Origin of the sequence: Nitrincola salilacus (genome assembly GCF_046271865.1) — a bacterium.
In the GTDB taxonomy this organism is placed as follows: Bacteria; Pseudomonadota; Gammaproteobacteria; order Pseudomonadales; family Balneatricaceae; genus Nitrincola; species Nitrincola salilacus.
This window is the reverse complement of record NZ_CP176580.1, coordinates 2,045,055-2,070,630: the sequence shown is the minus strand read 5'-3', so window position 1 is coordinate 2,070,630 and position 25,576 is coordinate 2,045,055. Positions and strand designations below refer to the sequence as shown.

Genomic DNA, 25,576 nt, shown 5'->3' with positions numbered 1-25,576 from the left:
TCGCCAGAAGCAATACTGCTTCAAAAAGGAGTGCCATAATGCTGAGCCTAACCATACGCTATTTCTCTATATCCAGCACCTTACTACTTGGACTGATGGCGGGCTTTTTCGCTACTTATTCGTTTAATGTCAATTACGCAACATTGGCTTTGAACGGTGAGATGTATGCAATAGTCCAATCCTTATTTAATACGAATGTACGTCATCCAGGCTTTTTCTTGTGTTTTTTTGGTGCGGGTGCCATGAGTGTGATTACAGGCCTTCTGGGATTGGTCGCAAAGGAAAAAACAGCGAAGATCTGGATAGCTATTGGCATTACCTACGTAGTGGGAATTATTTTTTTCACACGGTTCGTCAACTTACCACTCAACTTCTATACAGAAACCTGGAACCCAATGGATCTTCCAGCCGACTGGCCCGAAGTTCGCGCCAAGTGGAACCAAGCGAATCTATTTCGTACCGTGATATCTTTCGGATTATTTTCTACTGCAACCTTTCTGCTTGCATCCCCCAGCCAACAGAGTGCATTACCTGAGACTTAAAAGGACACATTCTGCGTCGATTGGACTACCTACAGCTCCTTCAACAAATTAGTGATCACTATTTCTTTACTCCACGCTCCTCCCGCAAACTTGATCCATATCAAATAAACATCATTTATCATGTCGTTTGGAGCAGTACCAAAGTCGTGATTATAACACTTTGAGCTAACTCATACTGCTCTGCACAAGCATCACCTGACCCTGCAATCAACTTTCAACCCATTGAAAAACAATAAATTACTATTGATAAACAAGAATATATAAAACACTAGTTCGTAAGTAGTACAACTCGACAAGAGCATCTTGATGCGATGCAACAAACCGTTTCATTACATTGAAATACCGCGGTAATTCACTGATAATCCGCGCTGGTACTGTTTTCTAACTCTAACAGCTTGTTGATGAGAGCCTGACATGAGCATTGCAACTGATCACCCAACATACAACTACAAGGTGGTGCGTCAATTCGCCATCATGACTGTTGTCTGGGGTATTGTCGGTATGGGCGTGGGTGTCCTTATCGCGGCCCAGCTGGTCTGGCCGGCGCTAAACTTCGATCTACCCTGGTTATCCTACGGACGTATTCGTCCGTTACACACCAACGCGGTTATTTTTGCGTTTGGTGGCTGCGCCCTTTTCGCAACCTCTTACTATGTTGTTCAACGAACCTGTCAGGCTCGCCTGATTTCGGACTCACTCGCAGCATTCACTTTTTGGGGCTGGCAGATCGTAATCGTTGCAGCAGCTATTACTCTCCCGCTCGGTCTGACTTCTGCCAAAGAGTATGCTGAGCTGGAATGGCCCATCGACATCCTGATCACCCTGGTGTGGGTTACTTATGCTGTCGTGTTCATCGGCACAATATTGAAGCGTAAGACCAAGCACATCTATGTGGCGAACTGGTTCTACATGGCCTTCATACTGGTTATCGCTGTGTTACACGTGGTCAACAGTGCAGCTCTGCCGGTGTCTCCGTTCAAGTCTTACTCTGCTTATGCCGGCACTATCGATGCCATGGTACAGTGGTGGTATGGCCATAACGCCGTTGGATTCTTCTTGACTGCTGGCTTCCTTGGCATGATGTACTACTTCGTACCGAAGCAAGCCAATCGTCCGGTTTACTCTTACCGCCTGTCGATTGTTCACTTCTGGGCACTGATCGCCACTTATATGTGGGCGGGTGGACACCACCTGCACTACTCTGCCCTGCCAGACTGGACTCAGTCAGTCGGTATGGTGATGTCTCTGATCCTGTTGGCTCCCTCCTGGGGCGGCATGATCAATGGTATGATGACGCTGTCCGGTGCCTGGCACAAACTGCGTACCGACCCTATCCTGCGCTTCCTGGTCGTCTCTCTGTCCTTCTACGGCATGTCCACTTTTGAAGGGCCGATGATGTCGATCAAGACTGTTAACGCTCTGTCACACAACACAGACTGGACAGTTGGCCACGTTCACTCCGGTGCATTGGGCTGGGTGGCAATGATCTCCATCGGTGCGGTTTATCACATGATTCCGAAGCTCTTCGGCAAAGCAGACATGTACAGCACCAAGCTGATTAACGTGCACTTCTGGCTGGCAACAGTTGGTACCGTGCTCTACATCGTATCCATGTGGGTCAACGGTATTCTGCAGGGTCTGATGTGGCGTGCAGTGAACGTAGATGGCACACTGACTTACAGCTTCGTCGAAGCACTCGAAGCGAGCCACCCGGGCTACTTTGTTCGCCTGATCGGTGGCCTGATCTTCCTGTCCGGTATGTTCTTCATGGCCTACAACGTATGGCAGACCGTCCGCTCTGGCAGCAGTGTTGCCAAGGCAGAACCTGAGCCAGCGGCCCAGACTGCGTGATTGAGACGAGGAGCATAGAGCAATGATCAAACACGAAACTATCGAGAAGAATGTCGGCCTGATGGCGATCCTGGTTATGATCGTGATCAGTGCCGGCGGCCTGGCTGAGATTGTCCCCCTGTTTTATACAGATTCAACTACCAAGCCGGTCGAGAACATGCGCACCTATACCGCCTTGGAATTGGAAGGCCGCGATATATACATCCGTGAAGGCTGCCATGTTTGCCACACACAGATGATCCGCCCTTTCCGTGCTGAGACCGAGCGTTATGGCCACTATTCAACAGCCAATGAGCATGTATGGGAACATCCATTCCTGTGGGGCTCCAAGCGTACCGGTCCGGACCTGGCCCGTGTAGGTGGCCGTTATTCTGATGACTGGCAGCGTGCACACCTTTACGACCCACGCGATGTAGTACCTGAGTCAAAAATGCCCTCCTACCCCTGGCTGTTTGATAACCAGATAGACGGAAGACAAACTGCTCGCAAAATGGAAGTGATGCGCACACTGGGTGTTCCATACACTGAAGAGCAGATTTCAGGTGCTCGCGCCGAAGTTGAAGGCAGATACGAGATCGATGCCATCGTTGCTTACCTGCAAGCGCTTGGCAGAACTCATGACAAATACACCCAAACACGGTAATCCTCAGTGAGTTATGATGTTTATGGCCCGTTCTTGCCACTGGTGATGTTGATCACCTTCCTGGGGATTTTTGTCTGGGTGCTCTTGCCTCAGAACAAGAAGAGCTTCGATGAAGCCGCGAATCTTCCCTTTGCGGATGATGAACAGGAAGCAGACAACAACAATAGCAACGAACCAGCCCATGACAGGAGAGAAGAGAAATGAGTGCTTTCTGGAGCATGTGGGTATCTGTCATTACCTTGGCAGTTATTGTTGGCTGTACCTGGTTGCTGCTTGCAACCCGTAAAAGCCAGCCTCATCAGGAACTGACTGAAGAAACCGTTGGTCACTCCTTTGATGGTATCGAAGAACTGGACAACCCGATGCCGAAATGGTGGTTCTGGATGTTCATGGTCACCGTCGTTTTCGGACTTGGCTATCTGGTGCTCTACCCTGGGCTTGGCAACTTTGCCGGAGTACTGGGATGGACATCAACCAAGCAGTGGGAAGAGGAAATCGCCTACGCTGAAGAGAACTACGCACCAATCTTTGCTCAGTATTCGTCACTCTCGATTGATGAGTTACAACTTGCTGACAATGCTGCGGGTCTGCGTATCGGTCAGCGTCTGTATGCCAACAACTGCTCACTGTGCCACGGCACAGCAGGTACAGGAGCCTACGGCTTTCCCAACCTGACCGACAATGACTGGCTGTATGGCGGCGATGAAGCAACCATCAAGCACACCATCACCCAAGGCCGAATGGGAGCAATGCCAGCCTGGTTACCAGTGCTGGGTGAAGAGGGCATCCTTGATATGACTCACTACGTGCTGAAACTCAGCGGACGTGAGCATGATGCAGGGTCAGCTGATCGCGCAGAGCCGCAATTCCAGGCACTGTGTGCAGCCTGCCATATGCCGGATGGTACCGGCATGAACGCACTGGGTGCACCCAACCTTACCAACGATACCTGGTTGTATGGCGGTGAATTCGGACAGATTGCCCACACTCTGCGCGTTGGACGCAGCGGCGTGATGCCCTCCTTCCGTCACCTGCTGACAGATGATCAGATTCACCTGATCACTGCCTATGTAACAAGCCTGTCTCAGGACTGATAGTTCGAGATCAGGTGAAAGCGACATGATCTGCGTCATGTCGCTTTTTTTTTGATATATTAGAATAACCTCAGACAATACCCGCAGATCACACTTTACAATCCATCCAAGCCAGGTGGCAGGTACATATGAACCAGATACCGGTTAAAGATATCACTCCCTCCAGGAAAAAAGAGGATCAGCAACATTACGACCTCTACGCTAAGCGCGAGCATATCTACGTCAAATATTACCGGGGTTTTTTCAAGAACCTGCGTACCGGCTCCAGCTTTATCATGCTGGCCCTTTTCTTCAGCGTGTCCTGGATACAGTGGGATGGTCGTCAGGCTGTTCTTTTTGATCTGCCCAATCGTCAGTTTCATATATTCGGCATGACTTTCTGGCCACAGGACTTCGTTCTGTTATCGTGGTTGCTGATCATCCTTGCCTTCGTACTTTTTTTCGTCACCGTCTTTGCCGGACGCCTCTGGTGTGGTTACTCCTGCCCACAGTTTGTCTGGACCTGGTTTTTCATCTGGGCCGAGCGGATCACCGAAGGCGATCGCAATAAACGCATGCGCCGCGACAAAGGTCCCGGCAGTACAGAGAAAACCCTGAGGAAAACTGCCAAACACACCATATGGATTGTTTTATCGATCGCCACGGCAATCGCATTTGTAGGTTATTTTTCACCTATTCGAGAGCTGCTGCCCAGTATCGCATCTTTCGACCTCGGCCCGTGGGAGATGTGGTGGCTGGCATTTTTTACTGTTGCCACTTATGGCAATGCCGGCTGGCTGCGTGAACAGGTCTGTATCTACATGTGCCCCTATGCCCGCTTCCAGGCAGTGATGTTCGACGAGGACACACTGGTTATCTCCTATGATGAAAATCGTGGTGAAAAACGTGGCAAGCGCAAAAAAGGTGCCGATTACAAAGCCGAAGGACTTGGCGATTGCATCGACTGCGACAACTGTGTGCATGTCTGTCCGGTTGGAATCGATATTCGTGACGGCCTGCAGTATGAATGCATAGCCTGTGGCGCCTGTATCGATGCCTGTGATGAGATCATGGACAAAATGGGCTATGAACGTGGTCTGGTACGCTATACCACAGAACACGCGCTCAAGGGTAAGAAGACAAAGATACTGCGCCCACGGTTGATCGGATATTTTGCCGCTGTAATGATCATGGTGATCAGCTTTGGTTATGTGCTGGCCACTCGCGTCCCGATTCAGTTTGATGTCATCAGGGATCGCAGTGATCTCTACACCGAGGTACAGGGCAGCATGATTCAGAATGTCTATACCCTGAAGATCACCAATAAGGATCATATTGATCAGACTTATCAACTGACAGTATCTGGCCTGGAGGGTCTTGAATTATTGAATGAACCGACTATCAACATCGCTGCAGGTGAGATGATCGATTATCCGGTCAGGCTGCAGACAACACGCAGCCAGATGGCTCAATCGAACTATCCGGTTGTTTTCCTGATCCAGGCAATTGACAACCCTGCAAGCCAGGCACAGGTTGAGAGTCGTTTTATCGGGCCAGCACCGCGCCGTTAATAGCGGTGCATGTCTGGCTTAAGGTATAATTTGCGGCGAACTATACGTGCCAAAATGCATGTCGCCGCCCATTTCAGGAGCACCAATGAAACAAGATACAGCCCCCGTAGCCCCCTGGTACAAACAGTTCTGGCTGTGGTTTGTTCTGACACCGATCTTTTGTGTAATGATCTATGCCACCACCTTTGCTGTTATAGCGATAAAGACCAGCGACGGCATCGTGCGTGAAGACCACTTTCGCTATGCCCGTGGCACTTACGTTGATACCAGCAAGGAGATGAGAGCTGTCGAATTGGATCTCAAAGGCGAGATGGTACTGGATAACAACAGCGGCAGAGTTGCGCTTGATCTCGCTGGCCTTGTGCCCGATGGAACAAGTCAATTAAACCTGAGCATCATTCACCCGACTCACCAGAAGTTTGATCAACTGATCATAATGACAGCAACCAGCCAGCCCAACCATTTCGAAGGCACGCTGAGCAGCGAACTGCAGGGGAAGCGTTATTTCATTCTGGAGCCGGATAATATTGAATGGCGACTGCGCACCGAGGCCTACCCTCCATACGAAGCCCGCTCGCTGACCTTCTCCGCACTCTGATTGTGGAGATATAGCGCTATATGAATGCAGCACATGGAAGCCCTGTCACAGGTTGTTATCACTGCGGGCTTCCCATTCCGCCGAACAGTCACTTCTACACCGAAATTAAAGGTGAAGCACAGCGGATGTGCTGCCCTGGCTGTCAGGCAGTGGCACAGACCATCGTCGATGGTGGCCTGGATAACTTCTATCAGCATCGTGGAAACGACCTGTCACCAGAAGTGATTGACGCCGAACGACTTGATGAGCTCAGCGCAGAGCTGGCCCTTTATGACCGCCCCGAAGTACAAAAAACCTTTGTCCGACAAGCCCAGGACGACACCCTTGAGGCGATGCTCGTCATTGAGGGTATCAGTTGTGCGGCCTGCGTCTGGTTGATCGAACAGCACCTGGCGCGCCAGCCTGGCATCAGCGATGTCAAGGTCAACCTATCCAGCCATCGCGCACGCCTTAGCTGGAGATCTGCCGAGGTTAAGCTCAGCAGCATCCTCAAAGAGATTATTCGCATCGGCTATCAAGCACATCCGTATCACCCCGACCGTGAAGAACAGCGCCTGCAGAAAGAGAACCGCAAGGCTCTGACTCGCATGGGTGTTGCCGGAATCGGCATGATGCAGGAGATGATGATGTCGGCGGCGCTGTTTGCCGGCTATATCCAGGGCGGCATGGATGAGCCACACATGTTGATGCTGCGCTGGGCCAGCATGCTGATCGCCACACCAGTGCTTATCTATTCAGCCTTCCCTTTCTTCGCCAATGCTATAAGAGATCTTCGCATCGGCCATCTGACAATGGATGTGCCGGTAGCTCTGGCTATCGGGTTGGCTTATGTTTCCAGCGTCTGGGCAACGCTGACACATACTGGCGATGTCTACTTCGACTCAGTCACCATGTTCACCTTCTTCCTGCTGATCGGACGTTATCTGGAGATGCGTGCCCGCCAGCGCACCGGAGCAGCCGGCAACGCCCTGCTCAATCTGATCCCAAGCAGCGCCAACCGCTTACGCGATGATGGCACTGAAGAGCTGATCCCTGCGTCCGAACTGCAACCGGGTGATCATATCCGTGTCCGCCCTGGACATACGATACCCGCTGATGGCGTACTGTTGAGCGGCCATACATCTGTTGATGAGTCTGCACTGACGGGAGAGTATTTGCCAATCACCAAACAGGCTGGTTCAGCAGTTGTGGGCGGCACCATCAATGTCGAAAACCCGATAGAGTTGCAGGTGACACAGGTGGGCGAGAACAGCCGCCTGTCTACCATCGTCAGGCTGCTTGATCGCGCCCAGAGTGAAAAACCCTATATGGCTCGTCTGGCCGATAGAGTTGCCAGCTATTTTGTCAGCGCTGTGCTGGTGACAGCCGCGATTGTCTATACGGTGTGGCACTTTATTGAGCCATCCAGCGCCTTCTGGATCACTCTGTCGGTGCTTGTCGTGACCTGTCCTTGTGCTCTGTCACTGGCTACACCCACAGCACTGACCACAGCAACCGGCACCCTGCGCCAGCGCGGCCTTCTGATCACTCGCGGGCATGTCCTGGAGAGCTTATCCAAGGCCACCCACATAGTATTTGATAAAACCGGCACTCTCACCGAAGGTCGGCTGGTTCTTCAAGATACTCAGGCCCTGACATCCGTATCACCCTCTCAGATGCTGCGGATTGCTGCAGCTCTGGAGAGCCAATCTGAACACCCCGTAGCGCGTGCTTTTACGCCCTGGTTTGAACAGAGTGCAGAGCGGATAAACATCAGTATCGGTAAAGGTGTCGAAGGCTGGGTGGATGGGGACTGTTACCGTATCGGCAAACCTGAATACAGCAGCGTACTGTGCATGTCCAGCCCACAGCCTCTTCCTGACAGCACCCGTCACTGGTTATTACTGTGTGATTCTGATCGTGCATTGGGCTGGTTCGCATTGGATGACCAGGTGCGCCGTGAAAGCCAAACTGTCATCAGTCAGCTCAAGGCGATGGGTCTGGAGATAGAGATGCTGACCGGTGACAGCTCACCTGCAGCCCTGCGAGTGGCCGAATCAGTGGGTATCGAAACGGTTTACAGTGGTGTATCGCCTGAAGATAAGCTGGCAAGGATCTCAGCTCTTCAGGAGACTGGTGCTAATGTCGTGATGGTCGGCGACGGCATCAATGACATCCCCGTCATGGCGGGTGCACAAACATCAATCTCCATGGGCGCAGCAACTGATCTGGCCAAAACCAATGCAGATGCTGTTCTGATCAACAATCAGTTGCAGACTCTGGCCGATGGCATACAACTGTCACGCAAGACACGCCAGATCATTCGCCAGAACCTTGGGTTGTCGCTGGCTTACAACCTGCTGGCACTGCCCGCCGCCGCCATGGGCCTGATTCCACCTTACATTGCCGCACTGGGCATGACTGCCAGCTCAATTGTAGTGGTGTGTAACGCTTTACGACTGAGCATGCGTGAGCGTCGTCGAACCAACGCTGATCTGATTCAGCCAACGCAGACCGCCGGCCAGGAGATATGAAATGAACAGCATGCTACTTTTGATTCCATTAGGGATCATACTTGCCGGAGGTGCCATGTGGGCATTTTTCTGGAGCGTCAATAATGGTCAGTTTGATGATCTGGACTCTCCTGCTCACAGCATACTTTTCGATGATGATGGCGATATGATTCCCGAAGAGTCTCGAATCAAAGCTGAAAAGACCGCACCACCCGAGGAAGACAGCCACACCGACCAAGACCGGAAAAATGACTGATCCGCTGGTCATATCCACCGCTTTCATCATCGGGCTGCTGGGTAGTACGCACTGCATCGGCATGTGCGGTGGCATTGCCGCAGCCGTCGCCATCAACACCCGTAGCGATGGCACTCGTCCTATTTTACTGCTGGCCGGCTATAATATCGGCCGTATCAGCAGCTACATGCTGGCCGGTGCCCTGCTTGGACTGATCGGCTCCACTGTCGCTACTGGCACTCCCGGCCTGATACTTCGTACCTTTGCCGGACTACTGCTGATCGCCATGGGCCTGTATGTCAGTCAGTGGTGGACTGGCCTGATTCGTCTTGAAAAACTCGGTGGCCATCTGTGGCGCCATATTCAACCACTGGCCAGCCGCCTGATGCCCGTCAAGACCCTACCTCAATCACTCCTGCTGGGCATGGCCTGGGGCTGGCTCCCCTGCGGTCTCGTCTACAGCACCCTGCTCTGGGCATCCGCGGCTGGCAGCTGGCAGCAGAGCGGTCTGCTGATGCTGGGATTCGGACTCGGCACACTACCTGCAATGCTGGCGACAGGCCTGCTCGCCCAGCAGATCCGACAGTTTATGCAGAAGCGCTGGACTCGGCGAGTGGCGGGATTACTGCTGATCGCTTTCGGCATCTATACTCTGCCTCTGATGGGCTTTTTTCACACCTTTCATTGATAGTCATCAACACTTCTCCCTGCAAACTTATCTATACTCCATCTGATTAAATCCGGATACCGCACCTCAGGGGGACGTTACAGCGTGAACCAACATAACTCCATCGAGTGGAACCTCGATCTGATCAGCCGCTACGACCTGTCGGGTCCACGCTACACCTCCTACCCCACAGCCCTGCAGTTTCAGGGTGAAAGCACACCGGAACAACTGATCGCTGCAGCCCGGGCAAGTACCGACAGCCAGGCCCCTCTGTCTCTGTATGTACACATCCCCTTCTGCGCTCATGTCTGTTATTACTGCGCCTGCAACAAGGTGATCACACGCAATCGAGATCGTGCCCAGCCTTATCTGGACAGTGTCTATCGTGAAATGAAAACCCTGTCTGACTGGTATGGCAAGGATCGTCAGGTCAATCAGCTGCATTGGGGCGGCGGTACCCCCACCTTCATCAGCGATGAGCAGATGCATGAGTTGATGGGCAATCTGCGTCAGTACTTCAATCTGCGTGATGATGATCAGGGCGACTACTCCATCGAGATTGACCCGCGTGAAGCCAGCCGCTCAACCATGGAGGTTCTGCGCGAAACCGGTTTCAATCGCATCAGCCTCGGCGTACAGGATCTGGAGCACGAGGTTCAGGAGGCCGTGAATCGTGTACAGCCGATCGAACAGACCCTCGCGGTGCTGGAACAGGCACGCGAACTGGGATTCACTTCGCTGAATATGGACTTGATCTACGGCCTGCCCCATCAAACACCAGACAGCTTTGATCGCACCCTGGATAAAGTGATTGAGATGAGCCCGGATCGCCTGTCAGTGTTCAACTATGCTCATATGCCCGAGCGTTTTCGTTCGCAGCGCCATATACAGAGCGAACACTTGCCCAGCGCGGAAGCCAAGCTGATTATCCTGCAAAATACAATCAGCAAGTTGATGGAAGCGGGTTATCGCTATATCGGCATGGACCACTTCGCCAAACCCGATGACTCTCTGGCACAGGCTCAGCTCAATGGTCAGCTGCATCGTAATTTTCAGGGTTATACGACCCATGCAGACTGCGATCTGGTAGCGATGGGCGTGTCATCCATCAGCAAGATCGGCAACGTTTACTATCAGAATGAACACGACCTCGGTCTCTATACCCAGGCAATCGAAGAGAAGCAGAATGCCGTGCGCCGCGGCATTACACTCAGTCGCGATGACCTGATCCGTGCCGCTGTAATAGAGCAACTGATCTGCCATTTCAGACTCGATACCCAAGCGATCGCATCGCATTTCAAACTTGATTTCGACAGCTACTTTGCCGCTGAGATGCAGGAGCTGCGACAGTTTGAACAGGACGGTCTGGTTCATCTTGATGCTGGCATCATTCATGTCACACCAGCTGGACGTCTCTTGATCAGACGTGTCTGCATGGCATTCGATGCCTACATTCCCAAACTGCAACCTACCCGAGGCTATTCACGCATCATCTGATCCAAACCTGACTAATGACGGTCTGTTGCTATAATAGTTGTCATGACTACTGTTATAACAGTTAGTCTATAAGCGTCTGCTGAACTTCACCCCGGGCGCTAAATGATACATAATGTCCTTTGAATAGATCGGGCATGACCGTCACAGACACTGCAGGACTTGGATGGATGATAAATCGGATGGATGATAAAGCAGCATCAGGTAAGCTTCACAGCATCAAGCCATCACACTGCAACACCTGCAGTCTGAGCAGTCTGTGCCTCCCTGTTTCGCTCAACATGACCGAGATGGAGCGGCTGGACAATATCATCGACAAGAGCCGACCATTGAAAAAAGGTGAGCACCTGTTCAGACAGGGCGACCCTTTTGGCAGCATTTACGCCATCCGTGCTGGCTCCGTCAAAAGCTACACCATCACCAATGATGGTGAAGAACAGATCACCGGTTTCTATCTGCCAGGTGAGCTGGTTGGCCTCAGTGGCTATGATGCCAACCACTATCCGGTCTCGGTCAAGATTCTGGAAACCACCACCGTCTGCGAAATTCCGTTTGAACGCCTTGATGACCTGTCTGGACAACTCCCTGAGCTGCGTCGCCAGATTGTACGCACCATGAGCAAAGAGATCCGCGACGAGCAACAGATGATGTTGCTGCTGTCGAAGAAAAATGCCGAGCAACGCGTCGCCACCTTCCTGATCAAACTGTCGCAGCGTTTTCAGGAGCGGCGCTACTCTGCCATGTCTTTCCGTTTGTCCATGTCACGAAATGAGATCGGTAACTACCTGGGTTTGGCCGTTGAAACTATCAGCCGTATCTTCACCCGTTTTCAAAACCAGAACCTGATTCAGGTGGATGGCAAAGAGATCAAACTGATGGATCTTGAAGAGATCTATGAGCTGTCTGGCGAATGCTCCGTGGACGACCCTTCCGCCCTTCAACAAAAGCGTAACTGATACAGATGTTTACTACCTGCCGAGAATAACCGTGTCTCAAACCAAAAAAAACGCCTCAGATTTTCATCTGAGGCGCCCGAATGTCCCACAATGACGTCATCAGTTCATTGTGTAACCCAACGAGCCTATTAAACACCGCCTGATACCCGAAAACATTGAGCTGTATCAAGTTTGCATCCTATTGAGGAGTTTCTGATGTCTTTTGACGAATATTACATAAAATCGGTGATCCGATCCCTGCCTGACTGGCCCGAACCCGGCGTTATGTTCAGGGATGTAACACCGGTTTTCAAAGACCCGAAAGCGATGCGCATGGTATGTGATGCCTTCATTCAGCGCTATATCGGCAGTGATATCACCCATATTGCAGGAATAGATGCACGCGGCTTTCTGCTGGGATCGGTAATTGCCTATCAGCTCAATCTACCGCTGATTCTGGTACGCAAGAAAGGCAAACTGCCGGGCGACACCATCAGCCAGGAATATAAACTGGAATATGGCACTGCTGCTGTTGAGGTTCAAACAGATGCTGTTGCGGCTGGAGATCGCGTACTGCTGCTTGATGATCTGATCGCCACAGGCGGTACCCTGCTGGCCAGCTGTAGCCTGATCAATCAGTTGGGTGCAGATGTCACAGAAGTGGCCGCACTGATCGACCTGCCGGATCTGCAGGGATCCGCCCGCATCCAGGAAAGTGGAATTCCTGTCTACTCTTTGCTTGCCTACGCCGGACACTGAAATGAATTGGTTTAAAAACGCTATCTGCTATCGCTTCGAACCCGCTGAAGACTTCACGGAAGAGCATCTCGAAAGAGTACTGCTGGAAAAACCCTTTGTACCCTGTGGCCGCCATGAAGTCAGTCGCAGCGGCTGGACCTCACCGACTGGCCCTCTGTCTGAGTCACCAGTATTCAGCAGCAATGGCTATATCCTGATCAGCTATCTGGTTGAGGAGAAAATTCTGCCCACCAGCGTGATCCGTGACGAAATGGATGAGCGTATCCGTGTCATCGAAGAGAACGAAGCACGCAAGGTGTACCGCAAGGAACGCCAGCAGATGAAAGACGACATCACGCTTGAGCTTCTGCCACGCGCCTTCACACGACGTCATCGTACCCGCGCCCTGCTGATGCCTCAGCAAGGCTGGATTCTGGTCGATGTCGGCAGCTTCAAACGTGCCGAAGACCTGCTCAGTGCCCTGCGTGAAGCGTTGGGATCGCTGATTGTAAGACCATTGGAGGTCAACCAGGCCCCCAGCAGCGTCATGACCGAATGGCTGCAGGACAAACGCCCTATTCCCTCCGTTATTGAGGTTGAAGATGAGAGCGAGCTGCGTGATCTCAGCGCAGAGGGAGGCGTTATTCGCGTCAAGGGACAGGACCTGTTCAGCGATGAGATCCGCGCCCACCTGGACAATGGCATGCAGATCACGCGGCTGGCGTTTAACTGGGAGGAGCAGATTCGTCTGGTGTTGCATGCCGATATGAGCCTGCATCGCCTGAAGCTCACCGACCAGTTCCGCGAGCAGATGGACAATGACAGCCCTGAAGATGAGCTGGCCTATTTTGATGCCCAATTGACGCAGATGGGGCTAGAGTTCAGCCGCTTTGTGCCGGCGCTGGTGGAAGCCTTCGGCGGGGAACCCGTCCGATAAGGCGGCGTCATACTTTGACTGAATAGCCTTTACTGAATGGCCCTTACGAATAGCCTTTACTGTTTTAACCTGATCCGGAGTTTACATGTACAGTGTCAAAGAGATGTTCTACACCCTGCAAGGTGAAGGCGCTCAAAGCGGTCGAGCAGCAGTTTTTTGTCGCTTTACCGGATGTAATCTCTGGTCAGGTCGTGAACAGGACAGGGAGAGTTCCGTGTGCAAGTTCTGTGATACAGACTTTATCGGCACTGATGGCCAGAACGGCGGTAAGTTTGAAACAGCCGAGGCGCTGGCCAGTCGTATTCGCAGCTTCTGGCCAGCAGGCGAAAAAGGCCAGCCCTATGTCGTCTGTACCGGAGGAGAGCCTGCACTGCAGCTGGATGGCGAGCTGGTTGAGGCACTGCACCAGAAAGGGTTCGAAATAGCGATTGAAACAAATGGTACCCGTCCCTTGCCAGCCGGCATTGACTGGATCTGTGTCAGCCCCAAAGCTGATGCAGAGCTGCTGATTACACAAGGTCATGAGCTGAAACTGGTCTATCCGCAACGCGAAAACCGCCCCGAACAGTTTCAGTCACTCGATTTTGAGCACTTTTACCTGCAACCACTCGATAGCCCGGAGCAGGCAGCCAACACAGCCGCCTGCATCCGCTACTGCATGGATCACCCGCAGTGGAAATTAAGCCTGCAGACACACAAGATCATCGGTATCGACTAGGCTGAGCCGAAACGCCACCAGCCCCTGGTCAGGATCAAGCAGTCCGACTGCGTCGAAACTGCAGCAGGGTTCGACGATTACGCCAGCCGATAAGTGCGAATGCAGGAATCTGCATCAACACCCCATAAACCAGAGCACTCGCTGACATTTCAGCATTCTGTAGAATCGTGCTGGTCACCAGCAGCGCAGTACCAGCATTCTGCAACCCCACTTCAACCATGATTGATATCCGCTGTGGATCATTCAGCCCAGCCATCTTCGACAGCAAAAATCCCAGCAACATGGCCGCAAATACCAGACAAAACACTGCGGGCGCCAACTGGACCAGCAAGGCAGGCAGTAGATGCCAGTTGCCGCGCACCAGCAACACCACCATCAGCAACAACAGGCAGAGTGAAAAACGCCTGAAAGGCACTCTGACACGTGCCGCCAGAAGAGGAAAGCGCGCACTGAATCCGACTCCCACCAGCACCGGTAGCAGTGTAATCACCACCATTTTCATGATCGATTCGATAATCGGAAAATCAATCACGGCCGTTGTTTGAAACCAGTGCTGCAAAGCCAATGCAGTCAACAAAGGTATAGTGAAAGGTGTCAGCAGGGTCACCAGCGCTGTGAGTGAAACAGAAAGCGCCGCATCTCCGCGCGCGAGCAGTGTGATCGCATTGGATGTTGCACCACCGGGGGCAAAGGTGAGAATCATGATACCCACAGCCAATGCAGGGGGCAGTTGAAACAATGTCACCACGATTAAACCCAGCACAGGCAACAGCAACATCTGAGCACCGATACCCAGCAACAAGGTTCTGGGCTCTCTGAGAACCTGTGCAAAATCCCTCATACTCAGCGAGAGACCCACAGCCAGCATGATGATCGCCAATGCTGTGGGCAAAAATATCTGAGAAATGATCGAAGCCTGCATTTTTTTATCTCTCGCTGAATCACAAGGCGTCATCATATCGACGGGGATGAGTTCACACAATCTTAACGCAACTGCAGCATTTATAGGCTAGGCTTAGAAAGCGACAGAGCAGAACTTTATCCACTCAGGACAAAACCCCTATGCCTCGTGGGCTTGGAAAGCCTACCCACATTCTCTGTGGATAACATTGTGTGTAGACGTTTTAAAACCCCGCCTTGCTCCCACGTCTTCATGCCTCCCTACAGATTGATCAAAAAATGTACAGATATTTTACATCATATGAATCAATAAGTTATTAGTTAATATATGCAATTATTTGCAGATGCGAAAGCGAAACAAGAAACTAAAACACCCCTGCAGTTTCTTCTCAGCATCTAGCACGGAGTCAAGGTTACACACAACCCTTTTCACACATCTGTCATAATCTTGATTCTGAAGAAAAACTCTGAAGAGTAACAATGAGCACTCACAACACTGGTCTAAGGCGACTAAGGCAGTTAGTATACCGAAGCTGAAAATGAGGTATCGGAACTGACAATGCAGGAAGAGCTGGATCAACGACGCAGGGCAGGACAGCGCATCACTCTGATTGGCGCGTTGGTCGACAGCCTGTTGAGCGCCGCCAAGATTATCGTGGGTATACTGGCCAACTCAGCCGCATTGATTGCCGACGGCTTGCACTCGCTGTCGGATGTTTTGACCGACTTCATGGTCGTGTTTCTTCTCAAGTTCTCGCATGAAAAACCAGATGCCAACCATCCCTGGGGGCATGCACGCTTTGAAACCGTCGGCACCGTTGTGCTTGGCGGTATTCTCATGCTGGTCGGGGCCTTGATGGCCTATGAAAGCCTCAAGCTGCTGTTTGGTTCAGAAGTTCCACCCCTGCCAGCCTGGCCCGCGCTAATCGTAGCGGGCGTCTCCATATTGTCGAAAGAGATCCTTTATCACTACACCCACCGGGTCGGAAAAGCACTGAACTCGAACCTGATCATCGCTAACGCCTGGCACCATCGCACGGACTCGTTATCCTCCATTGTTGTCTTCGTTGCCATAGCCGGAGCCATGACGGGCGTCTGGTGGCTGGATGCTCTCGCGGCAGTACTCGTTGCGCTGCTGGTCGGCAAGATCGGCTGGGATCTGGTTGCCAAAAGCATTTCCGAACTGGTTGATACGGCGCTACCGGCAGAACGGGTCAAAAAACTCCGTGAAGCAGCCCTTTCAGTTGATGGGGTGATAAGTGTTCACAGCTTCAAAAGCCGCTCAATGGGCAGCCAGAGCCTGCTGGAGATGCATCTTCAGGTTGGTCCTCACCTGAGTTCTGCAGAGGGGCATTTTATTGGTGACTCGGTCACCTGCCTGTTACGGGACCGGTTCGATGATATCGGTCATATCATCTACCACATCGACACCTATGATGATCACGACATGTCTGAAGAGATCTGCCCGATAATGCCGCCACGATCCGAGATACAGCAGCATCTTGACGCATCGATCAGTCGTATTCTGGGGGATACAGCGGATTATGAGTTGATCATCTACTACGAGCCACGCTGCATCGATCTGGACATCAAGTTCAGCAGCGATATCCATCAGTTACTGAGCAACACGGGTATCGAAGCACATGCGCTGGAAGCACAACTCGCTGAAGAGCTGAAAGGCCTGAACTGGTTCCGTCAGATCAATATCTGGCTGGCTCCTCAGCCAGCCAAGTGAGTCCGGCGACGCCGCTCCAGTAACAGAATCAGCCAACAACTGATAACGAAAGGCGCAGTTAGTGCAGGCAGACCAGCCGCCATCAACCCTGCTCCAGCTGTTGCCGCTAGCAGCATCCCAGCCAGTATCCATCGCCAGCTCAGTTGATGGTGATATAGCGCAATCGCAGCCAGTACCGGATTGAACCCAGCTATACCAAACGTCAGAGAGCCTGGATCCAGGCCGAACAGAATACCCGCCACGATGCCGACAAGACTGCCACCTAGCGCCCACAATAGAAACGGAACACCCTGCAAAAGTAAAACCAGCGTTACCACAACTGCCGATATCGGATCCGATACAAACAACACCTGACTGACACCAGACAGCAATGGAATCGGGTCGACCGGCAGATCCAATGGAGTGGTCTGAGTCAGAAAGAGCCAGGGCAGCATGAGCAGATTGAAAGGAGCTGTGAACAGCGGAATAGCCCAAACGGATCTGAGCCCTTGAAACAGTAACGTGCAGGCAATTGCTCCTGACACAATGCCGAGCGCCAACAGCAGACTCGGCTCATAACACAGACCCAGCAACAAACCGACCAGGCCTGCATTGTAGCCAAACAAACCCTGCTCGATATCTGAGATTGAAAACCCTGCCAGTCTGGCAGTCAGATTGGCGCTGCTGACGCCAAGCAACATCCCTATCACCATCACTGGAGACGCCCAGAGAACAGCCAGCAGAAATGCCAGACCGCTCCAGGGATTACTCAGAAAAAATATCTGGCTGATACCCGCCAGCGTTGCACGCATCCAGCTCACAGACTGATACCTACAGATGGGGTTAAAAAGCTGACTATTAAGTCAGTTTGAAACCGCATTAGATCAGAAGTGTGCAGCCTGAGCAACTGGATTGTGCGCTGGAGCGAAACGCTTTAAACAGTGAGTCTATTATTGATGTCGATGCTTATCGAACCGGCTCCCTCATTGTCACAAACTCCTCAGCCGCCGTCGGATGAATACCGATAGTGCTGTCAAATACCGCTTTGGTTGCACCCGCCTTGAGTGCCACGGCAATGCCCTGAATAATCTCGCCGGCTTCAGCCCCGACCATATGCACTCCCAGCACGCGATCAGTTTCCTGATCCACCAGCATCTTCATCAGTGTGCGTTCCTGCGAACCACTGAGGGTATGCTTCATGGCACGGAATTCGGAGCGATACACGTCCACCTTAGTGAAACGCTCACGCGCCTGCTCTTCCGTCAGCCCCACCGTACCGATATTTGGCTGGCAGAAAACTGCGGTCGGGATCAGGTCATAATCAACTGTCTTCTCGCCCTTGCCATAAAGTGCCTGGACAAGCGCCATGCCTTCGGCCAGCGCAACCGGCGTCAGCTGTACACGATCAATCACATCACCGATTGCATAGATGGAGGGGATTGAAGTCTGGAACTGATCCGACACAACAACAGCGCCCGACTTGTCAGTGGCAACACCAACCTCCTCAAGACCAAGCCCAGCTGTATTGGGTACCCGCCCGGTTGCATACATGATCTGGTCGGCTTCCTGCGTGGAGCCATCTTCAAACTCCGCAATCAATACGCCATCGTCGGCCTTCGTAATCGAGCGGATATTGGTGTTGAAGCGCAGCTTCACGCCCTTCTTCGCCACCTCCTGTGCGGTGAACTCCCGCACCTCCTGATCAAAGCCACGCAGGAACAGATCGCCTCGATAAACCAGATCGGTTCTGGCACCGAGTCCGGCAAAGATACCGGCAAACTCAACCGCGATATAACCCCCGCCAAGAACTATGACACGACGGGGAAAGGTCTCCAGATCGAACACTTCATTGGAGCTGATGACATGCTCCCGACCCGGAATATCCGGCACATGCGGCCAACCACCGGTTGCAATCAGGATCCGTTCAGCTGTAATACGTCGCCCATCAACACTGACCTCATTCGGACCTGTTACTGTGGCCCGCGCTTCGATCAGCTCACAACCGCTGTTAATCAGCAGGTTGCGATAGATGCCGTTTAACCGGGTGATCTCGGCTGTCTTATTGTCACGCAGAGTCGGCCAGTCAAACGTCACGCCGCTGGCATTGAGACCAAAGCCCGCTGCTTCATGAAAGGTTTCAGCATAATGAGAGGCATACACATAGAGTTTCTTGGGAACGCAGCCGACATTCACACAGGTACCGCCGAGGTAGCGCTCCTCTGCCACTGCAACTCGCACACCCATACCGGCTGCCATGCGCGCTGCCCTGACGCCGCCCGAACCTGCCCCTATGACAAACAGATCATAGTCGTACTGACTTACCTGATTCTCCTGGCTCACTATTGACTCCTGATTGGCAAAACTGCGATTAACAAAAGCTATCTATAACAAGATAGGAATTAGATCAGGCCTACCTTATACAGAGGTGGAAGCAAACACCAATTCATAAACGCTACCAGCTCCATTAACAGGCGCTATAGGTCTGGCTATTATTCATAGGGTGCAGCTCAATCAACTAACTGCTTCTGCATGAAGATACTGTAAGGGTCTTCGCGATAGTGACCAAAAGGCGGTCTGGTTTGATAACCATAGCGCTCATACAACCCCAGCGCTTCTGGCTGACTGATCCCTACCTCAAGTCGTGCCAACACAACACTCTGCTCCTGCAGATGAGACTCGAGCCTTTGCAGAATCGCCGATGACAAACCTTTACCACGCTGACGCTCATCCACAAACAGGCGCTTCACCTCGCCATAATGGCCATCATCACTCATCACTCTGACCGCACCACACCCGACCAGTTCATCACCTATATAGCATCCATAAAGGGCGGCATTGGGTTTCTGCAGATCCTCAATACTGGCCAGATGGTTGCTTTCAGCCGGGTAGAGTTCGGCCAGATAGGCATCCGACAAGGCTATCAACCTCGCCACCTCTGGCAGGGTTGGATCAATTTTTTCAATTCGGTAAGTGTGAGCCTGTTGCATCGTCATTTTCTCCAGACGGATTGGATGGCAATTATATGGTTTTCAAGCTTATGCACGCATGTTAATGCCTTTGGTAAATCCGTAAAAGCGACAATAAAATATCTGGCCACCCCGTGCCGTGTCGCGCATCCCTGGTGTATGATCATCCCAACGCACCGGTGCCGGCATATCAGGATGCCAGGCATGCCCAGGACGCGTTCATACTCATATCGCATTGAAAGGGTCTTTAAGCATTATGAACTTGATATTTCTGGGCATTGTCTTGATTGCTGCAGCGGTGGCTGGCTGGCGTGAACTCTTTCATATCCCTGTAGAGGGCGAACCCTCCCCAATGGAAGCCCTGTCATCCGGGATGATAGATTCGGCCGGAGGTGCCGTCGAGCTGGCGATTGGGCTGGTCGGGGTGATGACGCTCTTTCTGGGCCTGATGAAGGTTGCTGAAGCCGGTGGCCTGCTGACTATCATCGCCAAGCTGATTCGCCCGCTGATGACCCGACTGTTCCCTGAAGTGCCGCCAGATCACCCCGCTATGGGGGCAATGATCCTGAACATGTCGGCCAATGCCCTGGGATTGGGCAACGCTGCCACCCCCTTCGGTATCCGTGCCATGCAAGAGTTGGATAAGCTCAACTAGCAACCGGGAACCGCCACCAACTCCATGGCACTGTTTCTGGCGATCAACACCTCCAGCGTCACCCTGCTGCCTACCGGAGTGATCGCGATACGCGCCGCCGCAGGCTCTGCTGATCCGGCTGCAATCCTGCCCACCACCCTGTTTGCCACCATCTGCGCCACCATTGCTGCCATTTCTGCCGCGATGCTGTTTCGGCGCTTCTTCCCGGTGGTACCTGATCCCGCTGCAATGAAAATAGAGCGCCCCTGGGTGAATGAAAACGATGCCGATGCACGCACCTCCGATACTTCTGCTTATCCGGTCTGGGTATCGGTATTGGCGTTAGCGACCATCGTGGCGATGATTCCGCTGATGGTCGTGTATGGTCGTGCCGTATCCCCCTGGATCATGCCGGGACTGATGGTCGGATTTCTGCTGTTTGGTGCGCTGCGCGGAGTGCGCATCTATGAAGTATTTGTCGAAGGTGCCAAGGAGGGGTTCCAGGTGGCGCTGCGCATCATCCCCTATCTGGTAGCGATACTGGTTGCCGTCGGGATGTTCCGCGCCAGCGGAGCAATGGATGTGATGGTCAATATGATCGGCGGCATCACCGCCCGCTTCGGTCTTCCTGCCGAGGCACTGCCAATGGCATTGCTGCGCCCGCTCTCCGGTTCCGGTGCCTATGGCGTCATGGCCTCGGTCATCAATGATCCGGCAATCGGGCCAGACAGCTATGTTGGCTATCTGGTCACCACACTACAGGGCTCAACTGAGACCACCTTCTATGTGCTGGCGGTCTATTTTGGAGCGGTGCAGATTCGCAGAATGCGTCACACCCTGGCAGCCGCTCTGACTGCCGATGTGGTTGCCGTTATCGCGGCGGTCGCGATCTGCTCCTATCTGTTTTTGTGAGTCTGTTCCTGAGGACTGTCTACATAAGACAGCACTTCAGGTTTCAATATCCATATAAACCAACTCCCAGATATGGCCATCCAGATCTTCAAAGGCATGTCCATACATAAAACCGAAGTCCTGTGGGTCCCGAGGCACAGTGCCGCCGGCAGCTACGGCCTTTGCAACCATTTCATCCACCTCCTCTCGTGATTCACAAGAGAGGCAAACCAGCACTTCAGTGCACTGGCGAGCATCACAGACTGTCTTGTTGATAAAGGTTTTGAAGTAGTGCTCCACCAGCAGCATCACAAAGATATTCTCATCCACTCGCATGCAGCCGGCATTTTCGTTGGAGAATTTGGGATCGAATCCAAATCCCAGCGCGGTAAAAAATGCTTGCGCCTTATCCAGATCACTGACTGGAAGGTTGACGTAGATCTTTCTTGCCATGGCCATGGTCTTGTCTCTATTTTGAATTTTCATTCAGTGTAGCATGCCCGTCTGTGACAAATTCGTGATAACTCGGTGATAGACTGTTTACCGACCCGTGATCCTTGCCAGAGATACATCTGACATGATGGAATGAAGCATTACCTGACCAACATCTGCCCAGCCAAAACGGCCGGACAGGCTGAACTTTTGACAGGCCCCGATGAAACGCACTGTACTGATTATTGAAGACACTCCCGACATCGCTCAACTGGTGCGTATGCATCTTGAAGATCTGGATTGTACTGTTCTGGTTGAACCTCGCGGCGACACGGGGCTTGCTCGCTTTCGCGAAGGTGGAATCGATCTGGTGATACTGGATCTGATGCTGCCGGGTATGGATGGCCTGTCGGTGTGCCGAGAGATCCGTACTTTGCCGGGTTACACGCCCGTATTGATGTTGACCGCGCGCAGCTCAGAACTGGATCGTGTGCTGGGACTGGAAATGGGTGCAGATGATTACCTGACCAAACCTTTCAGCGTGGCCGAGCTGACTGCCAGGGTCAAAGCTCTGTTCAGACGTGTCGATGCCCTGTCACAACCGGCAGAAAAGCCAGATAACACAATCCTGACCTTCGATCAGCTGCGACTCGATCCCGCCAAACGCCGTGTATGGATAGCCGACTCAGAGATTGATCTGACTGCGCGTGAATTCGACCTGCTGCTGCATTTTGCCAGTCATCCGGGCCATGTGTTCAGCCGTCTGCAACTGCTGGATGCTGTGTGGGGTTACAATCATGAAGGCTACGAACACACCGTCAATACCCATATCAACCGTTTACGCGGCAAGATCGAAAAAGACCTTAATAACCCGCACTTTATTCAGACAGTCTGGGGTGTCGGCTATCGTTTCCGGGATTGAGTGAACAGACATGATGATACGCAGCCTGTATGCCCGCCTCTCTCTTGGTCTTTTCGTACTGCTGATAACGGTGGGGCTGGTGTACGCCTCTATCAGCTTGATTGCGTTGCGCAGCTATCAGGCATCGGTCAATCAGGAGTTGAACCGCAACCTGGCTCAGAACCTGGTATCCGATCGTAATCTGGTCGATGAGGGCAAGCTGAATCATGATGAGCTGAAAGAACTCTTCTCGCTATATATGACAATTAACCCGAGTATTGAGATATATTTGATTGATATTAAAGGAACTATACTCTCCTACTCTGCCGATCCCGATAAGATAAAACGCAACAGCATCGCCATGGACCCCATCCACAAGCTGCTGTCAGATAATGAGGCCTACCCCCTGCTGGGTGATGATCCTCGCAGCCATGATCGACAGAAGGTGTTCTCTGCCACACCCGTGCCATCTGCCGATAATATCGAAGGTTATCTCTATGTTGTGCTGCGTGGGGAAGAGTACGATTCAGCCGAGCTGATGGCCAGAGAGGGGCACTTCTTTGTCATGAGTGCCTGGGCCGTTGCGATCAGCCTGGGGTTTGGTATGCTCGCCGGGCTCGCCGTTTTTCATCTGCTGACTCGACGCCTCACCCGCCTGGCACAGGGAGTCGAACAGTTCCAGAACCAGCTCACGTCAGACTCACCCAGAACCTCAAACACAGCGGGGGATGAGATTGACTATCTCGCCTCGACCTTTGAGCGCATGTCGACGCGCATCAATCTACAACTCGAGCAATTGCAGGAAAAAGACGCATTACGGCGCCAGCTCATTGCGCAGGTGTCACATGATCTGCGCACACCACTGGCCTCCTTGCAGGGTTATGTTGAAAGCCTGCTGATCAAACGCCACAGTCTGAGTGATGAGGAGCAGGCGCGCTTTCTGACCATCGCACTGAACGAAGCTCGCCGGCTCGGCCGACTCGTCGATGAACTGTTTGAGCTCGCCGCGCTGGAAGCCTGTGAAAAACAGCCGGTAGCAGAACCCTTCTCACTGCCTGAACTGATCCATGATGTGGTCCAGAAACACCAACCCGTGGCTAGCGGCAAGAAGCTGAATCTGTCCATCAATGGCGACCTGTCATTGCCAATGGCTTATGGCGACCTTGGCATGACCGAGCGCGTACTGGACAACCTGATCGGAAACGCCATGGACCACACCCCCGAGGGCGGCAATATCAAACTGACACTCGGGCAGGAGGAGCAACTGCTGACGGTTACTGTTCATGACAGCGGGTCGGGTATCGCCCCATCTGACCTGCCTTATATCTTCGATGCTTTTCACAGAGGCACATCCGGGCGCAGCGCCAGCCATGCAGGACTCGGGCTCGCCATCGCCAGACGTATCATGATGTTGCAACAGGGCAGCATCAGCGCAAGCAACGACAAGGTTCAAGGTGCCATTTTCGTCATTCGGTTGCCGCTTTTTACATCGAATACCCACACCATAAAAGATGACCTGTAATAGATACTTTCTTAATCAATTACAGCCCCCTGAGAACCTTTACCAAGTAACCCGGGGCTACTCTCATACGGATGTAGGCATGGCTCTAGCCAGGAGGTGGCTGGCTCGTTTGGCGGCTATTCAGTTGCTCTAGCGCCATAGAAAGCTGCATCGCAAACCGCGCAGTTGCCACCGGTAACACCCTTCCTTTCAACTGCCCCAGCAACAAATGCCCAACGGGTACATCTCGCGCAGGCAACTCCCGAAACACCAACCCATTGTCCGGCGCAGCCTGCAGCCCTATGGGTATCTGGAAACCCACTACCTGTTCATGGCGCACATAGTGGCGGATCAGTTCGAAAGATTCAGTATCTACCACCGGGGTGACTGTGCGGCCCTGAGCTTTTGCGGCCCGGTTTAGCAGGTTACGTACGCCGTACTCGGTGGCTGGCAGTATGTGGGGATGTTCAAGGCAGTCTCGCAGACGCAAGTTGGTTTTGGTTACCAAAGGGTGGCCGGCGGAGAACACGGCGCATACAGGCTGGGGAATACTGTGCATTACGTCGAAGTCCACCAGGTGTTCCGGTTCAAACACCAGAGCCAGGTCGCTGCTGAAGCTGGCCAGCTCCCGCTCCACTTGGCTTCGGTCGCGCACTTTTATGGCAAAGGTAACGCCCGGATAGTCGCGCCTGTAGCGAGCTATCTGCTCTGGCATGAAATACGGCACCAGCGCCTGGGAACAGGCCAGGGTCACATGGCCGCGGCGCATACCGGAAAGGTCGGATACCAGGGATTGCACGCGCTGCAAGTCCGATTTCTGGGCACGAAAGTGCTGTAGCACCAGCTCACCGGCCGGATTCAGGCGCACACCACGTGTCAACCGCTCAAATACCGGGGTGCCAAACTCCTCTTCAAAGCGTGCAATACGGCGGTTCAGTGCCGAGGCGGTGATGTTGGCATCTTCCGCCGCCTTGCGGATGGAGCCCGCTCGGGCCACCGCTTCTATTAACTGAAAGGTGTATAGATGCCGCATGAGTATGCCCTGGTAAAGGAGTGGTGCATTTAATGCACCGGAACTGTGAATTAATAGCATTTCCCAACCCACCGGTAAAGCGGCAAGATAAAAACCATCCCGAGACTGTT

The 25,576-nt window shown here is 52.7% G+C and carries 26 protein-coding genes; 20 read left to right on the top strand and 6 right to left on the bottom strand.

The annotated features are described in order from the left end of the window. Nucleotides 1-38: 38 nt before the first annotated feature. The 15 genes from ACK3CJ_RS09815 (at nucleotide 39) to queE (ending at nucleotide 14,494) form a co-directional block, all read left to right on the top strand. The gene (locus tag ACK3CJ_RS09815) at nucleotides 39-542 is read left to right on the top strand and encodes an anthrone oxygenase family protein (protein WP_409526234.1); all 504 of its coding nucleotides are present in this window, start codon (nucleotides 39-41) and stop codon (nucleotides 540-542) included. Nucleotides 543-956: 414 nt separating this feature from the next. Further along, complete coding sequence (gene ccoN, locus ACK3CJ_RS09810) at nucleotides 957-2,393, top strand: cytochrome-c oxidase, cbb3-type subunit I (protein WP_409526233.1); 1,437 nt, start codon at nucleotides 957-959, stop codon at nucleotides 2,391-2,393. 25 nt (nucleotides 2,394-2,418) lie between these two features. Then, entirely contained in the window at nucleotides 2,419-3,036 is a 618-nt protein-coding gene (gene ccoO, locus ACK3CJ_RS09805; protein WP_409526575.1) for a cytochrome-c oxidase, cbb3-type subunit II, read from the top strand. 6 nt (nucleotides 3,037-3,042) lie between these two features. Then, complete coding sequence (locus ACK3CJ_RS09800) at nucleotides 3,043-3,240, top strand: cbb3-type cytochrome oxidase subunit 3 (protein WP_409526232.1); 198 nt, start codon at nucleotides 3,043-3,045, stop codon at nucleotides 3,238-3,240. Next, nucleotides 3,237-4,130 (top strand): cytochrome-c oxidase, cbb3-type subunit III, encoded by an 894-nt coding sequence (ccoP, locus tag ACK3CJ_RS09795; RefSeq protein WP_409526231.1) that lies wholly within the window; start codon nucleotides 3,237-3,239, stop codon nucleotides 4,128-4,130. Before ACK3CJ_RS09800 ends, ccoP begins: the two co-directional genes overlap by 4 nt. A 128-nt stretch (nucleotides 4,131-4,258) precedes the next feature. Continuing rightward, nucleotides 4,259-5,680: a cytochrome c oxidase accessory protein CcoG gene (gene ccoG, locus ACK3CJ_RS09790; protein WP_409526230.1), complete on the top strand. Its 1,422-nt coding sequence runs from the start codon at nucleotides 4,259-4,261 to the stop codon at nucleotides 5,678-5,680. An 85-nt stretch (nucleotides 5,681-5,765) separates the two neighbouring features. Beyond that, entirely contained in the window at nucleotides 5,766-6,278 is a 513-nt protein-coding gene (locus tag ACK3CJ_RS09785) for a FixH family protein (RefSeq protein ID WP_409526229.1), read from the top strand. Between the two features lie 20 nt (nucleotides 6,279-6,298). After that, entirely contained in the window at nucleotides 6,299-8,791 is a 2,493-nt protein-coding gene (locus ACK3CJ_RS09780) for a heavy metal translocating P-type ATPase (RefSeq protein ID WP_409526228.1), read from the top strand. Between the two features lies 1 nt (nucleotide 8,792). Continuing rightward, the gene (gene ccoS, locus ACK3CJ_RS09775; protein ID WP_409526227.1) at nucleotides 8,793-9,026 is read left to right on the top strand and encodes a cbb3-type cytochrome oxidase assembly protein CcoS; all 234 of its coding nucleotides are present in this window, start codon (nucleotides 8,793-8,795) and stop codon (nucleotides 9,024-9,026) included. Continuing rightward, a complete protein-coding gene (locus tag ACK3CJ_RS09770) occupies nucleotides 9,019-9,693 on the top strand; it encodes a sulfite exporter TauE/SafE family protein (RefSeq protein ID WP_409526226.1) in 675 nt (224 codons plus the stop codon). Before ccoS ends, ACK3CJ_RS09770 begins: the two co-directional genes overlap by 8 nt. Before the next feature lie 84 nt (nucleotides 9,694-9,777). Further along, nucleotides 9,778-11,169 carry an oxygen-independent coproporphyrinogen III oxidase gene (gene hemN / locus ACK3CJ_RS09765; protein ID WP_409526225.1) on the top strand — a complete coding sequence of 464 codons (1,392 nt, stop codon included), beginning with the start codon at nucleotides 9,778-9,780 and terminating at the stop codon, nucleotides 11,167-11,169. A 179-nt stretch (nucleotides 11,170-11,348) separates the two neighbouring features. Beyond that, entirely contained in the window at nucleotides 11,349-12,122 is a 774-nt protein-coding gene (gene fnr, locus ACK3CJ_RS09760) for a fumarate/nitrate reduction transcriptional regulator Fnr (protein WP_409526224.1), read from the top strand. A gap of 195 nt (nucleotides 12,123-12,317) precedes the next feature. After that, a complete protein-coding gene (locus ACK3CJ_RS09755) occupies nucleotides 12,318-12,860 on the top strand; it encodes an adenine phosphoribosyltransferase (protein ID WP_409526223.1) in 543 nt (180 codons plus the stop codon). 1 nt (nucleotide 12,861) lies between these two features. After that, the gene (gene rdgC, locus ACK3CJ_RS09750) at nucleotides 12,862-13,776 is read left to right on the top strand and encodes a recombination-associated protein RdgC (protein ID WP_409526222.1); all 915 of its coding nucleotides are present in this window, start codon (nucleotides 12,862-12,864) and stop codon (nucleotides 13,774-13,776) included. 85 nt (nucleotides 13,777-13,861) lie between these two features. Continuing rightward, on the top strand, nucleotides 13,862-14,494 hold the full coding sequence (gene queE / locus ACK3CJ_RS09745) for a 7-carboxy-7-deazaguanine synthase (protein WP_409526221.1): 633 nt from the start codon (nucleotides 13,862-13,864) through the stop codon (nucleotides 14,492-14,494). Between the two features lie 34 nt (nucleotides 14,495-14,528). On the opposite strand, the gene ACK3CJ_RS09740 is transcribed toward queE, so the two are convergent. Next, nucleotides 14,529-15,416: a bile acid:sodium symporter family protein gene (locus ACK3CJ_RS09740; protein WP_409526220.1), complete on the bottom strand. Its 888-nt coding sequence runs from the start codon at nucleotides 15,414-15,416 to the stop codon at nucleotides 14,529-14,531. A 537-nt stretch (nucleotides 15,417-15,953) separates the two neighbouring features. Between ACK3CJ_RS09740 and ACK3CJ_RS09735 the strand changes: the two genes are divergently transcribed. Next, nucleotides 15,954-17,129 (top strand): cation diffusion facilitator family transporter, encoded by a 1,176-nt coding sequence (locus tag ACK3CJ_RS09735; protein WP_409526219.1) that lies wholly within the window; start codon nucleotides 15,954-15,956, stop codon nucleotides 17,127-17,129. Here ACK3CJ_RS09735 and ACK3CJ_RS09730 read toward each other — a convergent pair. The 3 genes from ACK3CJ_RS09730 to ACK3CJ_RS09720 all read right to left on the bottom strand — a co-directional run bounded on the left by ACK3CJ_RS09730 (nucleotide 17,114) and on the right by ACK3CJ_RS09720 (nucleotide 20,095). Continuing rightward, complete coding sequence (locus tag ACK3CJ_RS09730; protein WP_409526574.1) at nucleotides 17,114-17,920, bottom strand: urea transporter; 807 nt, start codon at nucleotides 17,918-17,920, stop codon at nucleotides 17,114-17,116. The genes ACK3CJ_RS09735 and ACK3CJ_RS09730 overlap by 16 nt on opposite strands. A 154-nt stretch (nucleotides 17,921-18,074) precedes the next feature. Further along, nucleotides 18,075-19,448, bottom strand: coding sequence for a glutathione-disulfide reductase (gene gor / locus ACK3CJ_RS09725; protein ID WP_409526218.1), 1,374 nt, complete (start codon nucleotides 19,446-19,448; stop codon nucleotides 18,075-18,077). 167 nt (nucleotides 19,449-19,615) lie between these two features. Beyond that, nucleotides 19,616-20,095, bottom strand: coding sequence for a GNAT family N-acetyltransferase (locus ACK3CJ_RS09720; RefSeq protein ID WP_409526217.1), 480 nt, complete (start codon nucleotides 20,093-20,095; stop codon nucleotides 19,616-19,618). 235 nt (nucleotides 20,096-20,330) lie between these two features. Between ACK3CJ_RS09720 and ACK3CJ_RS09715 the strand changes: the two genes are divergently transcribed. Both ACK3CJ_RS09715 and ACK3CJ_RS09710 read left to right on the top strand, forming a co-directional pair. Continuing rightward, entirely contained in the window at nucleotides 20,331-20,729 is a 399-nt protein-coding gene (locus tag ACK3CJ_RS09715) for a nucleoside recognition domain-containing protein (RefSeq protein WP_409526216.1), read from the top strand. A gap of 24 nt (nucleotides 20,730-20,753) precedes the next feature. Then, entirely contained in the window at nucleotides 20,754-21,620 is an 867-nt protein-coding gene (locus ACK3CJ_RS09710; RefSeq protein WP_409526215.1) for a spore maturation protein, read from the top strand. Nucleotides 21,621-21,656: 36 nt separating this feature from the next. On the opposite strand, the gene ACK3CJ_RS09705 is transcribed toward ACK3CJ_RS09710, so the two are convergent. Continuing rightward, entirely contained in the window at nucleotides 21,657-22,085 is a 429-nt protein-coding gene (locus ACK3CJ_RS09705) for a VOC family protein (RefSeq protein ID WP_409526214.1), read from the bottom strand. A gap of 169 nt (nucleotides 22,086-22,254) precedes the next feature. On the opposite strand from ACK3CJ_RS09705, the gene ACK3CJ_RS09700 reads away from it, so the two are divergent. Beyond that, nucleotides 22,255-22,953: a response regulator transcription factor gene (locus ACK3CJ_RS09700; RefSeq protein ID WP_409526213.1), complete on the top strand. Its 699-nt coding sequence runs from the start codon at nucleotides 22,255-22,257 to the stop codon at nucleotides 22,951-22,953. A gap of 10 nt (nucleotides 22,954-22,963) precedes the next feature. Beyond that, a complete protein-coding gene (locus ACK3CJ_RS09695; protein WP_409526212.1) occupies nucleotides 22,964-24,454 on the top strand; it encodes a sensor histidine kinase in 1,491 nt (496 codons plus the stop codon). Nucleotides 24,455-24,539: 85 nt separating this feature from the next. Here the strand turns inward: ACK3CJ_RS09695 and ACK3CJ_RS09690 are convergent, their stop codons facing one another. Next, a complete protein-coding gene (locus tag ACK3CJ_RS09690) occupies nucleotides 24,540-25,466 on the bottom strand; it encodes a LysR family transcriptional regulator (protein WP_409526211.1) in 927 nt (308 codons plus the stop codon). Nucleotides 25,467-25,576 lie beyond the last annotated feature (110 nt).